The sequence below is a fragment of the Thalassolituus pacificus genome (assembly GCF_025318105.1).
GTDB lineage: Bacteria > Pseudomonadota > Gammaproteobacteria > Pseudomonadales > Oceanobacteraceae > Venatoribacter > Venatoribacter pacificus.
In genome coordinates this window covers 491,204-504,135 of sequence record NZ_JAOANI010000014.1, presented here as the reverse complement: position 1 = coordinate 504,135, position 12,932 = coordinate 491,204, and the positions used below count along the sequence as shown (strand labels likewise).

The following is a 12,932-nucleotide window of genomic DNA, read 5'->3' as shown; positions in this document are numbered from 1 at the left end:
TACATCAGAATCCGCAGGGTTACTAACGCCCTGCCGGCATGCAGCAACGCTTATATTTTTTACCACTGCCACAGGGGCACGGACTGTTTTTATGCGGCGCGGCATCCTGTTGAAGATCGGCCAGATTCTGCTGATAAAAATCACTCAGATACCCATAAAGCTGTGGGTGTTTCTTTTTCAGCAGTTGCGGCCGTTCAAAAAAGTATTCTGATGCCACGGCAAAAAACTCAACCTGATTGGTCGCACCGTATTCCGGTATGCCAGTTCTGTCCTGCTCCATTTCACCAATTTTTTGCTGCACCAGACTGAACCAGGCATCGCTGGTACGATAATTTTCCAGGCGCTCAGGAAAACCATCCAGCGCACCGTCGGCCATATCCACCAGGTGCACAAACTCATGGATACCCACATTGTGCTTGTCTTTTTGATTGGCAAATCCGGCGTGTAAATCCGGCTTGCTCAGAGCCACCTTCCCCACCATCGGCCCGGTACCGACCATACCGGTAATACGCGAATCCGGGGCGCCACACTGAAACTCCGCATTAAACGCCGCCGGTAATAAGAACACGGCCCGCACATTAAAATAATGCCAGCCCGGAAACCCCCAAACCGGAATGACAGCACTGGCGGCAACCAGCAAGCGATCTTCATCGGTTACTTCAACATCAACCCCACCCTCAACCGCAGTTGTGGCCAGAAACAACTGACAGCGCCGTTCAAACTCCCGACGCTGCGGTTCATCCAGGCGCTGATAAAACGCCACGCGAGCCGCTAAAAAGCCGGACCACTCAGGCTGCCAGACAGGTAATGCTTTAACCTCGGGCTTCGCCCAGATTGCCAGTTTATTTAACAGCCACTGCCACATTGTGTATTTTCCTTGTTGTTCAGAACATGTATCCGAGGCGCAGCGTTGACACGGCCATATTGGGATACCAGGTGAGTACGTTTTCGGCCTGACGGACATCGTCACGCTGATTTTCATCCGCCAGTTCGGCAGACGAGCGGGTTACCTCGCCCGATACCGGCATCACCAGCGTCAGCCAATCAACGGCCAGTGTCCATGGCCCCTGCTGCCAGTGGTTGGCAATGCTCAGCTGCGCCATATGGGCATAAGCTTCGCTGCGCACTCCGTGCTCACTCAACGGAAAGCCATACACTTCAGGGTCGAGATAAACTTCATTGGTGCGGTAAACATAACCACCGCTAAGATTGAAACTGTTGCCAAAAAAACGGCGCAATAACAGACCGGCATGGCGCTCTTTAAATCCGGCGAGTTTCAATTTAGAAAAATTCACCTCAAAACCGCTGTTCATATACGACAGCCCCAGCTGCCACTGGTCACTGAGGTTAATATTCAGCGCGGCGCCTTTGGCACCGGGAAAAGGCAGCGACAGCACTGACAATGCTGCGTCAATGCCAACATTATGAGTGGCACGAAATTCCCGTGAGGTTTCTGCCTGCAGCCCGGAAGCCCCGGCCAGCAGCAGGCAGAGTAAAACGCTACGAAATCCTTTTCTCATCAACTTCAACCTTCGATTTTTAATAATTCAACATCAAATATCAGTAACGAACCGCCCGGAATAGACCCCGCACGCTGATTACCATAAGCCAGCTCGGCCGGAATAAATAAGCGCGTTTTTTCGCCCTCTACCATCAGTTGTAAGCCTTCCGTCCAACCGCGGATAACCTGATTCAGACCAAAGGCAATGGGCTCATTACGTTCCACAGAACTGTCAAATACAGAACCATCGAGCAAGGTGCCGTGATAGTGCACCAGCACGCGGTCACGCGGCCCCGGGTGTTTTTCACCAGTACCCGGTTTCAGTACCAGATATTGCAGACCGGATGCGGTTTCTTTTACGCCATCCTGCTTTTTATTGTCCGCCAGAAATTCAGCACCCGCTGCGACATTCTCAACCGCGCTTTTGCCACTGCCCATACCGGCACGACGTAATGCATAGAACAACAGACCTGCAATGATCACTACCAGCAAAATATTGAGCATACGAACTCCCGGAGCAATAAAATAATCGGGCATTCTAGCGACTGGACGGCATCAGTACCATGCCGTTTAATGACCTTCGGTCGAATAACAGGAATATCACCATGCCAACCGTTCACAGCGCAGCAGAACCGCGCCCACCCATCGTTTTTATTCACGGCATGTGGTGCGGGCCAGAGGTGTTTGAGCCCTACCGGAAATTTTTCACCGAGCGCGGCTACCACTGCCATCTACCGGCATTACGGCTGCATGATATTAAGAACAACGAAAGCACAGCGCTTGGCCGACTCAGCCTGCTCGACTATGCCGCCGATCTGGAAGCCTTTATCCGTACGCTGCCCCAGCAGCCGATTCTGATCGGTCACTCAATGGGTGGATTGCTGGCGCAAATACTGTGTGCGCGCCAATTGGCAGTTTCTGCGGTATTGTTGTGCCCGGCATCCCCGGCGGGGGTACATGGCCTGACGGCCTCCGTTGTGCGCAGTTTCTTTAGTGTAATGACACGCTGGGGATTCTGGAAAAAACCGAACAAACTCTCTCCGGCGGCGGCACGTTATGCCCTGTTTAATCGCCTGCCGGATGACGCAGCACAGGATGCTTATCAGCAAATGCGTTATGAAAGCGGCCGTGCCGCCTTCGAAATTGGTTTCTGGTTGCTTGACCGGAATAAGGCCAGCCAGGTTGATAACCGCAAAGTGCGACAGCCGATGCTGGTGATATCTGGCGCCGACGATCATATAACCCCCGCCGCCATTAATAAGAAAGTCGCCAACCGTTACGACCAGGCAGAGTATCGCTGCTACCCTAACCATGCTCACTGGCTGATTGCTGAGCCTGGCTGGCAAACCATTGCCGCAGATATTGCAGAATGGCTTGAGCAGACGCACGGGCAGAACACATAAAAAACGCCGCAGATGCGGCGTTTTTTTAATGAATAGAACTTTAGTAACGCGACAGTTCTTTATCGTCCTTAAATACTTTGTCACCCACGTTTTCCACTTTTTTCAGGGCTTCCAGCGAATTGGATAAAAACTCCCGCTCATACAGCACCACCACAACCAGCGCAGCAGCAGCGACAAAGGCCCAGGGGTGAATAAACCAGGTAAGAATCGCCAGCGAAAAGTAAAAGGAACGCAACCCGTAGTTATAACTGCGGCTGGCCTGATCAATGATTTTGGCACCATAAATCGCAAAACTGCGACGCTCTGCAGCGGTCACCGAGTCATCACCCGGTAGCGGTGCCGCACCAACCAGTACCGAGGCAAAGCCAAACTGACGCATCGACCAGGTAAAAGTGAAGAAGGCGTAAATAAACACGCCAATTAAGGTCAGAATTTTCAGTTCCAGTGCCAGCAGGGTATCGACCACCGCGAACGAGACTCCGGACAACATGCCCTCAACTTTATCGACGGCGGTTAACGCTGTGAGCAGACCCGCCAGAATCAGTACACACGAAGAGGCAAAAAAATTCACGTTGCGCTCAAGGTTAGCCAACAATGCAGCATCGCCCACCCGTACTTCACGCTGCAGCAATCGTCTCATCCAGTTAATACGATGCACATGCAAAACAGACGACAGAGAGGCCGATGTTTTCGCCTTGTACTTGGCAAACTGGGTATACGCCACCCAGCAACCGATAAACCAGGCCAGGCTGAGCCAGTTAATTAAGCCAATTTCCGACATTCAGCCGCGCTCCAGATAAATAACAGAACCAAGATGCGTCAGCATAACCGGATTAACGCCCGGTATGAATACACCCGTACCGCAAGCCAAACTAAGTAGTTCTACCAGTGAGCCAGACGGACTGGCAGGAAAGTTCTGTTTTTATAAAGATAACGATTGAACTGCAGCGGCTTTCTGCAATCATAGCGCTGCGGCAGCAACTGCCGTCTAAAGATCTGAACAGAAAAGTCCTGATCAATAACACAGCGGAGACAGATATGAGCAAAAAATCCAATGCCCTGGCTGGCCAGCCAGTTCGGCGTAACCTGCATGCCTGTGCAGCCATTATGCGCAAAGGCGGTGTTCACGAAAGCACCACTAAGGCCAAACGTAATCAGGCCAAACGGCAACTGAACAAGGCAATGCGTGAGGGGGGCAACAGCTCCCCTTTTTATTGCCTGTTATTTGCCATCATTGCCTGAGTGGCTTACCTCTCTACACGACCCTCTACCTGAACAACTTACCCCTCTACCCGAACGGCTTATCGCTCCGTTCTGACCTTCTCACCGCTCCGCTCTCTGTTTTAACCAGTCAACCAAACGCTGAATTTTACTGTCCGATAACTGGCGGTAATCAAAATACGGGCACAGCACCAGCCCTGACGCTTTATGCAGCGCGAAGTCATTATCCAGCCAGATCAGTTCTGCGTTTAAACCCAGAGTCTGGGCATAGCCTTTAGCCAGTAATAAACGGATTTTGGTGCTATCAGGGCTCAGCGATGGCGGAGAAAATAACAATGCCTGTCCACTGCCCGCCTGCAATAACTGCTGATCGCGCAGATCCTGCCAGCGTGTAAAACCAGACACTTCCTGATTGTTATCTCCGTTAATACCGGCCTGCTGCAAGGCAAAGATCAGCTTGGCATAGACATTAAATATTTTCCGCCAGTGGTTGCCGGTTTCGCTGGCGATACGGGCAATATCCCCGCGCTTCAGCGGCTGCATTGTTTGCAGCTGCTGGTATTCCGCCAGCGGCGGACGGTTGGCGATAAATACCTGAATACCGGCGTTGTCGTCGCCGAGGCCTATACGATGGTTATTCATATTGAGCGTTGATTAACCCGTTTCATTAATTCCTCTGCGCTTTCTTTGCGCTCGGAATAACGGTCAAGCAGGTAATCGTTGCGATCGCGGGTTAACAGCGTGAATTTCACTAACTCTTCCAGCACATCGACAATGCGGTCGTAATATGGCGACGGTTTCATACGGTCATTATCATCAAACTCCGCCCAGGCTTTGGCCACTGATGATTGATTAGGGATAGTCAGCATCCGCATCCAGCGCCCTAACACACGCATCTGATTCACGGCATTAAACGACTGCGAACCGCCACAGACCTGCATCACCGCCAGCGTTTTACCCTGGGTTGGCCGTACCGCACCGATGTTCAGCGGAATCCAGTCAATCTGTGCTTTCATAATGCCGGTCATGGCACCGTGGCGTTCCGGCGAGCACCACACCATGCTTTCACTCCAGGTTACCAACTCACGCAATTCCTGCACTTTTGGATGACTCTCTTCGCAGTCGTCCGGCAGCGGTAGACCACTGGGATTAAATACCTGAGTTTCTGCCCCCATGGCCTCTAATAAACGCACACTTTCTTCCACCACCAGTCGGCTGAACGAACGGCTGCGCAGTGAACCGTACAGCAGCAGAATCCGCGGCTTATGACTCGCTGGCTGACGGGAAAATAATTCGTCAGCGGCCGGTACTTTAAATAACTCCGGTATCAGGTTCGGTAAATCGCTCATTGCTTATCCTCATTCACCTTTGTTTTTATTTACCAAGTGTTGCCGGAAACCAGTGACGGGTTTTATTGGCAAAGGCCACCAGCGATAACATCACCGGCACTTCCACCAGCACGCCCACTACCGTCGCCAGCGCCGCACCGGAATGCAGACCAAACAGCGAGATGGCCACTGCAACCGCCAGTTCAAAGAAATTACTGGTGCCGATCATGCAGGCAGGCGCAGCGATGTTATGCGCCAGACGCATTCTGCGGGCGATAAAATAGGCGATAAAAAAGATGCCATAAGTCTGCAGCATCAGCGGAATAGCAATCAGCAGAATGTCAAAAGGCTTGGCGACAATGGTCTGCGCCTGCAGGGCAAACAGAATCACCACAGTACTGATCAAACCGAGGACAGAGAACGGTTTAATCGCTGACATAAAATGAGTGAGACGTTCACTATGATGATCGGACGACAGCCACTGACGGGTCAGTACCCCAGCCAGTAATGGCAGAACGACATACAGCAGCACAGAAAATAACAGTGTCTGCCACGGTACCTGAATATCGGACACACCTAATAAAAAGGCGGCAATCGGCGCAAAGGCAAAAATCATGATCAGATCATTCACCGACACCTGTACCAGGGTGTAATTGGCATCGCCTTTGGTTAACTGACTCCAGACAAACACCATCGCCGTACAGGGTGCTACTCCGAGCAGAATCATCCCGGCAATGTATTCGCTGGCGGTCTGAGCATCGACCAGACCGGCGAAAAACACTTTAAAAAATAACCAACCGAGTAAGGCCATGCTGAACGGTTTAATCAGCCAGTTAATCACCAGCGTCAGCAGCAGGCCCTGCGGTTTTTTGCCAACGTCTTTGATAGCCGAAAAATCAATCTGAATCATCATCGGATAAATCATCAGCCAGATTAATACCGCCACTACCAGATTCACCCGCGCCACTTCCAGCGCTGCAATACTGGCAAACAGATCAGGCAATAACAGCCCCAGCACAACGCCCAATACCATACCGGCGCCCACCCACAGGGTTAAAAAACGTTCAAAAACACCCATGATTCAGACTCCGCTCTGCTGCTGAAATACATGCTGAATATCGGCCGCTGTTTTATCCGACCAGTCGATGGCGCTGAGCGCACGGATACGCTCACGTAAGACAGCCGCTACCTGAGTAAAAGCCGCGCTCTGTTCGGCCTCCGCTAATTTTGACGGATCAGGTAATCCCCAGTGCACTTTGATGCTGTTTCCCATCCACAATGGACAGGCCTCTCCGGCGGCACTGTCGCAGACGGTAATCACCACATCCGGGGCGAACTCTGCAAATTCATCCCAGCTCTGGCTGCGCAGATCATCGCTGCGGATTCCTTGTTGCTGCAGAAAATTCAGCGTACCCGGATACACCACTCCGGCTGGCTGACTGCCGGCGCTGCGCACCTCGAAAACACCATTGCTTTCAGCACGGCAAATAGCTTCCGCCAGAATGCTGCGGCAGCGATTATGGGTACAGACAAATAAAAGTTTCATAAAAATATCCGGATAGGCTCAGCAACAGGAGGACGAATTTGCCGCAGTCAGGGCGCTGCAGCGTTTGGTGTAAGGGGCAACAAAATCATGATTGGCCGTCAGTGTGGTTTCGAGCACCTGCACAGCCCATTCAGGCAGTTGCGGATGCAGGCGGTAATACACCCACTGGCCGCGTTTTTCGCTGCTGAGTAATTGCGCCGTGCGCAGTTGCGCCAGATGGCGGGAAATTTTCGGCTGGCTTTCTTCCAGCGCCGCCATTAAATCGCACACACACAACTCGCCGTGCTGTTGCAGCAGCAACACCATCACCAGCCGGGTTTCATCATTCAGGCATTTGAACAGGGTTAACGGGTTCACAACGCACACCATTAAGAATATCTGGAAAATCATATATATGTTTTTTCATATATACAATAACCAAACGCAGCTACTGACCCGGATGCCCTCTTCAGCGGTCTTCCCAGCCCTTACATTCCCCCGCTTTTAGAGGTAACTTGCCTGCTTCTGATAATAAAAAGTGCTGCCGTTACCAGGGTCTGTCGACCCTAACGCAGCAGCTCAATACAAAATAACAAGGAGCCCAGCTATGACAGCCACCAGCCCTGATGCAGCCACGCCTCATTTCGACCTGATTGTGTTTGGCGCCACCAGTTTTGTCGGTCAGATTCTGACCCGCTATCTGGCGGAAACTTACGGCCTTAACGGCGAATTGAAATGGGCCATTGCCGGCCGCTCAGAAAGCAAACTGCAATCGGTGCGCGGCAGCCTGGTACCGGCATTGGGTGATGACGCCAAGCATCTGCCGATTCTGCTCGCCGATGCCGCCAACGCCGAGCAGGTAAGCGCCCTGTGTGAACAAACCAACGTCATTGTTTCCACCGTTGGCCCTTACGCCCTGTACGGCGAACCGATGATCAAAGCCTGTGCCGAAAGTGGCACCGATTATTGCGATTTAACCGGTGAGCCACAGTGGATCAAACGCATGCTGGAAAAATACGAAGCCAGCGCCAAAGCCTCCGGCGCACGCATCGTGCATTGCTGCGGCTTCGACTCAGTGCCTTCCGATATGGGCGTTTATTTTCTGCAGGCTGAAGCGCAAAAGGCCTGGAACGGCAAAACCGCCAGCCGCATTAAAATGCGCGTAAAAGCCGCCAAAGGCGGTATGTCCGGCGGCACCGTGGCCAGTATTATTCAGCTCACCAAAGAAGTGATGGCCAACCCGGCGCTGCGCAAAGAACTGGCCAACCCGTATTCCCTTTGTCCGCCGGAGCATGGCTTCCGCGCGCGCCAGGTTAACCAGAAAGGCGTTGAAAAAGACACAGACCTGCTCAGCTGGTCTGTGCCATTTATCATGGCCGCTATTAACACCCGCGTAGTGCACCGCTCCAACGCCCTGCGCAATAAATTGTATGGCGAAAACTTTATGTACGACGAAGCCATGCTCACTGGCGGCGGCGCCAAAGGCTACGCACTGGCCGCCGCTCTGGTCGGCGGCATGGGCACCTTTATGATTGGTGCTGCCTTAAAACCCAGCCGCTGGCTGCTGGAAAAATTCGTATTACCCAAGCCCGGCGAAGGCCCGACACCCAAACAGCAGCAGGAAGGCTATTTTGATATCCGTTTTATCGGTCGTAACGACGATGGCCAAACCATCATGACCCGCGTAAAAGGCAAAGGTGACCCGGGTTATGGCTCCACCGCCAAGGTACTGGGTCAGGCGGCCAGTGGCATCGCCCTCGACTTTTACCGCGATGGTCAAAAATGCGACCGCGAAGGGGGATTCTGGACGCCAGCCTCCATGTTTGACGAACGTTTTATCCAGCGTTTGCAGGAAAAAGCCGATCTGTCCTTTGAAGTTCTGAGCTGATTCAGCCCGGCGCGCAGCAGGTCAGCCGCATGCTGACCTGCTGAATACTGCCGCCCACACAGATTCCATCTGCCCCTTATCTGGGGTATAACACGCCGATGAAAATACCAAAACGATTACAACCCCTGGTGGATGACGGTCTGATTGACGAAGTTATCCGCCCATTGATGAGTGGCAAGGAAGCTTCTGTTTACGTAGTACGCTGTGGAGATGAAGTCCGCTGCGCCAAAGTGTATAAAGAAGCCGATAAACGCAGCTTTAAACAAGCGGTGCAGTATCAGGAAGGCCGCAAAGTCCGCAACACCCGACGCCAGCGCGCCATGGAAAAAGGCTCAAAATTCGGTCGCAAACAGCAGGAAGATGCCTGGCACAACGCCGAGGTTGAAGCCCTGTACCGTCTGGCCAGTGCCGGTGTACGCGTGCCAACGCCTTATGGCTGTTTTGACGGCGTTTTATTGATGGAGCTGGTCACCGACGATGCCGGTAACGTTGCGCCACGCCTGAACGATGTCGCCATGAGCGAAGAACAAGCACTGGAAGACCATTACGAAGTCATGCATTACGTTAAATTAATGCTGGTCGAAGGTCTGGTACACGGTGATTTATCCGAATTTAACGTACTGGTCGACGATTACGGCCCGGTGATTATTGACCTGCCCCAGGCGGTTGATGCCGCTGCCAATAATCATGCACAAGCCATGCTGCAGCGCGACGTCGATAATATGACCAGTTACTACGCCCAGTACGCACCGCAATTAATGGCGACACGCTACGCGCAGGAAATGTGGGCACTGTATGAAGAAGGGGAATTATTACCCGACACTGAACTCAGTGGCGAATTTGCTGAAAGCGAAGAAGCAGCCGACGTGGCCAATGTACTGGATGAAATCAAAGCCGTACTGGCCGAAGAAGAAGCGCGCCGCGCACGCCTGAAAGAAGCGGAAGAAGACGACGACTGATATCGGGCGTCGTTTTTTACGTTTATTTTTACAAAGTACAGGCATAAAAAAAGCGAACATAAAGTTCGCTTTTTCTCTCTTAAATATTTAATCCATTATCCATCCCGTCGGAAGGATAACGGCAAATACTTACAGAGGGATAATGTCTTCTGCCTGAGGACCTTTCTGGCCCTGAGTAACAGTAAACTTAACTTTCTGGCCTTCAGCCAGAGTTTTGAAACCAGTACCAGTGATCGCTTTGAAGTGAGCGAAAACGTCTGGACCGTTTTCTTGTTCGATGAAACCGAAACCTTTAGCTTCGTTAAACCATTTTACAGTGCCGGTGATTTGATTAGACATAATCAATATTCCTGTTTTTTCAAAAGTTGGATGGCCAATTGGCCGGTATGCTGGAAGATGTACAAATAACTTATGAAAAACAAAACAGGATGAGGAGCTTCTGCAGATTGCTCAGAGACTGAGACAACATTGCGGGGGCGGACATCAAGCGGTGACCATAAATATAAGGACGAACTAACAAGCTGGGGGCAGTCTATACCTATCCCCCACCCTGTCAACGTTTATTTTCCGGTCAGTTCAGAATAGTGTCAGGCCCCAGCGGCACGATACCCGATGGGTTCAGTGCCCTGATGGAGTAATACCCGGCCTTGATATGATCAACATTCACCGTTGGCGCCACGCCCGGCAACGCGCCAACACACTGCATATAGGCCGATAAATACGTCATACTGCTGAGCGTATTACGGTTGCATTTAAACAGACCGTGATAGGCGGCATCAAAGCGCACCAGTGTCACAAAAGTGCGGATATCGGTTTCTGTTAAAACATCAGCCAATAAATACCTTCTGCCATCAGACAACTGACGTTCCAGCTCATCGAGCATCGCGAACACACGCCCATACGCCTCCTCATAAGCCGCCTGCGATGAAGCAAAACCGGCCTGATAAACGCCATTATTCAGCTCGCTGTAAATGCGTGCGTTCAGCTCATCAATTGCGCCCGCCAGTGCCGGCGGATACAGATTCAGCGTATTACCGGTCAGATGATCAAAAGCACTGTTCAGCATGCGCAGAATATCAGCCGACTCGTTATTCACGATGGTGCCGGTCTTTTTATCCCACAGCACCGGCACCGTCGCCCGCCCGGTAAACTGGCTATCAGCACGACTGTACAGTTCATGCATATACTGCGCGCCGTTAAGCGTGTCGGTATCAGCTCCCGGATAACCACCAAAGGCCCAGCCCTGCTCGGTCAGCACCGGATTCACCACACTGACGCTGATCAGTTCCTGCAGTTGTTTTAACTCGCGCACCATCAGCGTACGCGACGCCCAGGGGCAGATATAAGCCACGTACAGATGATAACGCCCGGCCTCCGCCTTAAAGCCGCCATTACCCGTTGGCCCGGCACTGCCATCGGCGGTAATCCAGTGACGGAACGACGATGTCTGGCGGATAAAACGCCCGTCTTTATCTTTTGCCTGCACCGGCTGCCAGTCGGCAGTCCACACACCATTCACTAACATAACGACCTCCCGCCGCGCTATTTACTGAGAAAAGAAAGCCCGCCAAAACGGGCTTGAGAATGCCTTAGACTCAGCGCAGACGCGCCGCCAGCACACGGTCAACCGACAGTGCACCACCGCCCTGAATCGCCAGCGCAACGGTCACAGCAAACAGCGTCAGCGCGTATTCGTAGCCGTTATTGCTCATAAAGAGACCATTGCTGATATGCACACTGAAGATTGCAATCAGCATGGTAAAAGCACTGACCAGAGCCGCCGGACGGGTAAGCAGACCAAAGACCAGCGCCAGACCACCGAAGAACTCGGCACTGCCGGCCAGCAAGGCCATCAGATAACCCGGTTCCAGACCGATGCTGGCCATCCATTGTCCGGTGCCTTCCAGACCGTAACCACCAAACCAGGCGAACAGTTTTTGCGCACCGTGAGCGGCCAGAATCAGGCCAACCGGAATACGCAGAGCCAGAGCGGCCAGACCTGCATTGGTGTTCAGTACGCGTTGAATCAGTTGAGTGTTCATAATGTGCTCCCGCTGAGATTTGTTTGGGCTGAGGGGAATTCCTCATGGCTTGAGTTCAATGTAGTTACTTTCAGTTTGAGGATAAATGGCACTATCATTGTTTAATTATCAACAAAATGAAGATAAACCATGGATCGCATCGACAGCCTGAAAGCCTTTGTTGCCGTAGTCAGCGAGGGTTCCTTTGCCCGCGCCGCCGAACGGCTCGATCTGAGCCCGCAGCTGGTCAGCAAATACGTGTCGCAACTGGAAGCGCATCTGAATACCCGCCTGCTTAACCGCACCACCCGTCAGGTCAGCATTACCGAGGCCGGCAGCGCCTGTTTTCAGCGCGCGCAGCAGATACTGGCCGATATGGATGATCTGGAAAATCAGCTGGGCGAACTGCAGAACACAGCGCGCGGCGTATTACGCATCAGCGCGCCGGTATCTTTTGCCATCAGCCATCTGGCAAAACCGCTGACCGAATTTCAGGCGCAATGGCCGGATGTGTGCATCGATCTGCAACTGAACGACCGCAAGGTGGATATTATTGAAGAAGGTTTTGATATTGCCCTGCGCATCGGCCGCCTGCAGAGCTCGTCATTGATTGCCCGACGCATTGCCCCGATCAGACTGGTGACCTGCGCCTCGCCGGACTATTTAAAACAGTACGGAACCCCACAAAGCCGCGCAGAACTGAAAGACCATCGTTATCTGCATTACAGCTACGCCACAGAAGATACCATTCTGGTGCCCGGCGCTGGTTTAAGCGGCCAACTTAACAGCGCCTTTCAGGCCAATAACGGTGATGTATTAACCCAGGCCGCCATTAACGGCGCAGGCATTGTGGTACAGCCAACCTTTATTGCCGGACCGGCGATCCGGCAAGGAAAACTGCAAATGATTTTACAAGACTCAGAACCCGAACCCATCGGTCTGTATGCGGTGTATGCGCACCGCCAGTTATTATCCGGCAAGGTGCGCAGTTTTCTCGACTTTATCAGCGATTATTACGGCGACAGGCCCTACTGGGATGATTTTTCCTGACGACCGCACCGCCCGCAATAAAAACGGGAGCCAGTG

At 52.4% G+C, this 12,932-nt stretch carries 17 protein-coding genes; 5 read left to right on the top strand and 12 right to left on the bottom strand.

Annotated features, from left to right (window positions below; translation table 11 throughout):
* Positions 1-22 precede the first annotated feature (22 nt).
* Genes NYR02_RS07090 through NYR02_RS07080 form a run of 3 tightly spaced genes read right to left on the bottom strand, consistent with a single transcriptional unit; the run spans position 23 to position 2,005 of the window.
* Positions 23-865 carry a M90 family metallopeptidase gene (locus tag NYR02_RS07090; protein ID WP_260975665.1) on the bottom strand — a complete coding sequence of 281 codons (843 nt, stop codon included), beginning with the start codon at positions 863-865 and terminating at the stop codon, positions 23-25.
* Positions 866-884: 19 nt separating this feature from the next.
* Positions 885-1,520 carry a hypothetical protein gene (locus tag NYR02_RS07085; protein WP_260975664.1) on the bottom strand — a complete coding sequence of 212 codons (636 nt, stop codon included), beginning with the start codon at positions 1,518-1,520 and terminating at the stop codon, positions 885-887.
* A 5-nt stretch (positions 1,521-1,525) separates the two neighbouring features.
* The gene (locus NYR02_RS07080) at positions 1,526-2,005 is read right to left on the bottom strand and encodes a BamJ family beta-barrel-assembly machinery protein (protein ID WP_260975663.1); all 480 of its coding nucleotides are present in this window, start codon (positions 2,003-2,005) and stop codon (positions 1,526-1,528) included.
* 101 nt (positions 2,006-2,106) lie between these two features.
* Here NYR02_RS07080 and NYR02_RS07075 point away from each other — a divergent pair, with 101 nt between their 5' ends.
* Entirely contained in the window at positions 2,107-2,904 is a 798-nt protein-coding gene (locus NYR02_RS07075) for an alpha/beta hydrolase (RefSeq protein WP_260975662.1), read from the top strand.
* A 40-nt stretch (positions 2,905-2,944) separates the two neighbouring features.
* Here NYR02_RS07075 and NYR02_RS07070 read toward each other — a convergent pair whose 3' ends face one another.
* The gene (locus NYR02_RS07070; RefSeq protein ID WP_260975661.1) at positions 2,945-3,685 is read right to left on the bottom strand and encodes a DUF599 domain-containing protein; all 741 of its coding nucleotides are present in this window, start codon (positions 3,683-3,685) and stop codon (positions 2,945-2,947) included.
* Positions 3,686-3,942: 257 nt separating this feature from the next.
* On the opposite strand from NYR02_RS07070, the gene NYR02_RS07065 reads away from it, so the two are divergent.
* On the top strand, positions 3,943-4,146 hold the full coding sequence (locus tag NYR02_RS07065; RefSeq protein ID WP_260975660.1) for a hypothetical protein: 204 nt from the start codon (positions 3,943-3,945) through the stop codon (positions 4,144-4,146).
* A gap of 81 nt (positions 4,147-4,227) precedes the next feature.
* On the opposite strand, the gene NYR02_RS07060 is transcribed toward NYR02_RS07065, so the two are convergent.
* Genes NYR02_RS07060 through NYR02_RS07040 form a run of 5 tightly spaced genes read right to left on the bottom strand, consistent with a single transcriptional unit; the run spans position 4,228 to position 7,356 of the window.
* The gene (locus NYR02_RS07060; protein ID WP_260975659.1) at positions 4,228-4,767 is read right to left on the bottom strand and encodes a DUF6942 family protein; all 540 of its coding nucleotides are present in this window, start codon (positions 4,765-4,767) and stop codon (positions 4,228-4,230) included.
* Positions 4,764-5,474, bottom strand: coding sequence for an arsenical resistance protein ArsH (arsH, locus tag NYR02_RS07055; protein WP_260975658.1), 711 nt, complete (start codon positions 5,472-5,474; stop codon positions 4,764-4,766). The genes NYR02_RS07060 and arsH overlap by 4 nt, the downstream gene beginning before the upstream one ends.
* Positions 5,475-5,499: 25 nt before the next feature.
* Complete coding sequence (gene arsB / locus NYR02_RS07050; RefSeq protein ID WP_260975657.1) at positions 5,500-6,531, bottom strand: ACR3 family arsenite efflux transporter; 1,032 nt, start codon at positions 6,529-6,531, stop codon at positions 5,500-5,502.
* Between the two features lie 3 nt (positions 6,532-6,534).
* Positions 6,535-6,999 carry an arsenate reductase ArsC gene (locus NYR02_RS07045; RefSeq protein ID WP_260975656.1) on the bottom strand — a complete coding sequence of 155 codons (465 nt, stop codon included), beginning with the start codon at positions 6,997-6,999 and terminating at the stop codon, positions 6,535-6,537.
* Between the two features lie 18 nt (positions 7,000-7,017).
* The gene (locus tag NYR02_RS07040; RefSeq protein ID WP_476756255.1) at positions 7,018-7,356 is read right to left on the bottom strand and encodes a metalloregulator ArsR/SmtB family transcription factor; all 339 of its coding nucleotides are present in this window, start codon (positions 7,354-7,356) and stop codon (positions 7,018-7,020) included.
* Between the two features lie 229 nt (positions 7,357-7,585).
* Here NYR02_RS07040 and NYR02_RS07035 point away from each other — a divergent pair, with 229 nt between their 5' ends.
* Positions 7,586-8,866: a saccharopine dehydrogenase family protein gene (locus NYR02_RS07035; RefSeq protein ID WP_260975655.1), complete on the top strand. Its 1,281-nt coding sequence runs from the start codon at positions 7,586-7,588 to the stop codon at positions 8,864-8,866.
* A 98-nt stretch (positions 8,867-8,964) separates the two neighbouring features.
* On the top strand, positions 8,965-9,825 hold the full coding sequence (locus NYR02_RS07030) for a PA4780 family RIO1-like protein kinase (protein WP_260975654.1): 861 nt from the start codon (positions 8,965-8,967) through the stop codon (positions 9,823-9,825).
* A 129-nt stretch (positions 9,826-9,954) separates the two neighbouring features.
* Here NYR02_RS07030 and NYR02_RS07025 read toward each other — a convergent pair whose 3' ends face one another.
* From NYR02_RS07025 to NYR02_RS07015, 3 genes are all read right to left on the bottom strand, one after another.
* Entirely contained in the window at positions 9,955-10,164 is a 210-nt protein-coding gene (locus tag NYR02_RS07025) for a cold-shock protein (protein ID WP_145468155.1), read from the bottom strand.
* A gap of 232 nt (positions 10,165-10,396) precedes the next feature.
* Positions 10,397-11,350: a glutathione S-transferase family protein gene (locus NYR02_RS07020; RefSeq protein WP_260975653.1), complete on the bottom strand. Its 954-nt coding sequence runs from the start codon at positions 11,348-11,350 to the stop codon at positions 10,397-10,399.
* A 70-nt stretch (positions 11,351-11,420) separates the two neighbouring features.
* Entirely contained in the window at positions 11,421-11,867 is a 447-nt protein-coding gene (locus tag NYR02_RS07015; RefSeq protein WP_260975652.1) for a DoxX family protein, read from the bottom strand.
* 129 nt (positions 11,868-11,996) lie between these two features.
* On the opposite strand from NYR02_RS07015, the gene NYR02_RS07010 reads away from it, so the two are divergent.
* Positions 11,997-12,896, top strand: coding sequence for a LysR family transcriptional regulator (locus tag NYR02_RS07010; protein WP_260975651.1), 900 nt, complete (start codon positions 11,997-11,999; stop codon positions 12,894-12,896).
* Positions 12,897-12,932 lie beyond the last annotated feature (36 nt).

Coding starts and splice junctions, on each gene's coding strand:
- NYR02_RS07090 (WP_260975665.1), bottom strand. CDS start 865: ATGTGGCAGTGGCTGTTAAATAAACTGGCAATCTGGGCGAAGCCCGAG.
- NYR02_RS07085 (WP_260975664.1), bottom strand. CDS start 1,520: ATGAGAAAAGGATTTCGTAGCGTTTTACTCTGCCTGCTGCTGGCCGGG.
- NYR02_RS07080 (WP_260975663.1), bottom strand. CDS start 2,005: ATGCTCAATATTTTGCTGGTAGTGATCATTGCAGGTCTGTTGTTCTAT.
- NYR02_RS07075 (WP_260975662.1), top strand. CDS start 2,107: ATGCCAACCGTTCACAGCGCAGCAGAACCGCGCCCACCCATCGTTTTT.
- NYR02_RS07070 (WP_260975661.1), bottom strand. CDS start 3,685: ATGTCGGAAATTGGCTTAATTAACTGGCTCAGCCTGGCCTGGTTTATC.
- NYR02_RS07065 (WP_260975660.1), top strand. CDS start 3,943: ATGAGCAAAAAATCCAATGCCCTGGCTGGCCAGCCAGTTCGGCGTAAC.
- NYR02_RS07060 (WP_260975659.1), bottom strand. CDS start 4,767: ATGAATAACCATCGTATAGGCCTCGGCGACGACAACGCCGGTATTCAG.
- arsH (WP_260975658.1), bottom strand. CDS start 5,474: ATGAGCGATTTACCGAACCTGATACCGGAGTTATTTAAAGTACCGGCC.
- arsB (WP_260975657.1), bottom strand. CDS start 6,531: ATGGGTGTTTTTGAACGTTTTTTAACCCTGTGGGTGGGCGCCGGTATG.
- NYR02_RS07045 (WP_260975656.1), bottom strand. CDS start 6,999: ATGAAACTTTTATTTGTCTGTACCCATAATCGCTGCCGCAGCATTCTG.
- NYR02_RS07035 (WP_260975655.1), top strand. CDS start 7,586: ATGACAGCCACCAGCCCTGATGCAGCCACGCCTCATTTCGACCTGATT.
- NYR02_RS07030 (WP_260975654.1), top strand. CDS start 8,965: ATGAAAATACCAAAACGATTACAACCCCTGGTGGATGACGGTCTGATT.
- NYR02_RS07025 (WP_145468155.1), bottom strand. CDS start 10,164: ATGTCTAATCAAATCACCGGCACTGTAAAATGGTTTAACGAAGCTAAA.
- NYR02_RS07020 (WP_260975653.1), bottom strand. CDS start 11,350: ATGTTAGTGAATGGTGTGTGGACTGCCGACTGGCAGCCGGTGCAGGCA.
- NYR02_RS07015 (WP_260975652.1), bottom strand. CDS start 11,867: ATGAACACTCAACTGATTCAACGCGTACTGAACACCAATGCAGGTCTG.
- NYR02_RS07010 (WP_260975651.1), top strand. CDS start 11,997: ATGGATCGCATCGACAGCCTGAAAGCCTTTGTTGCCGTAGTCAGCGAG.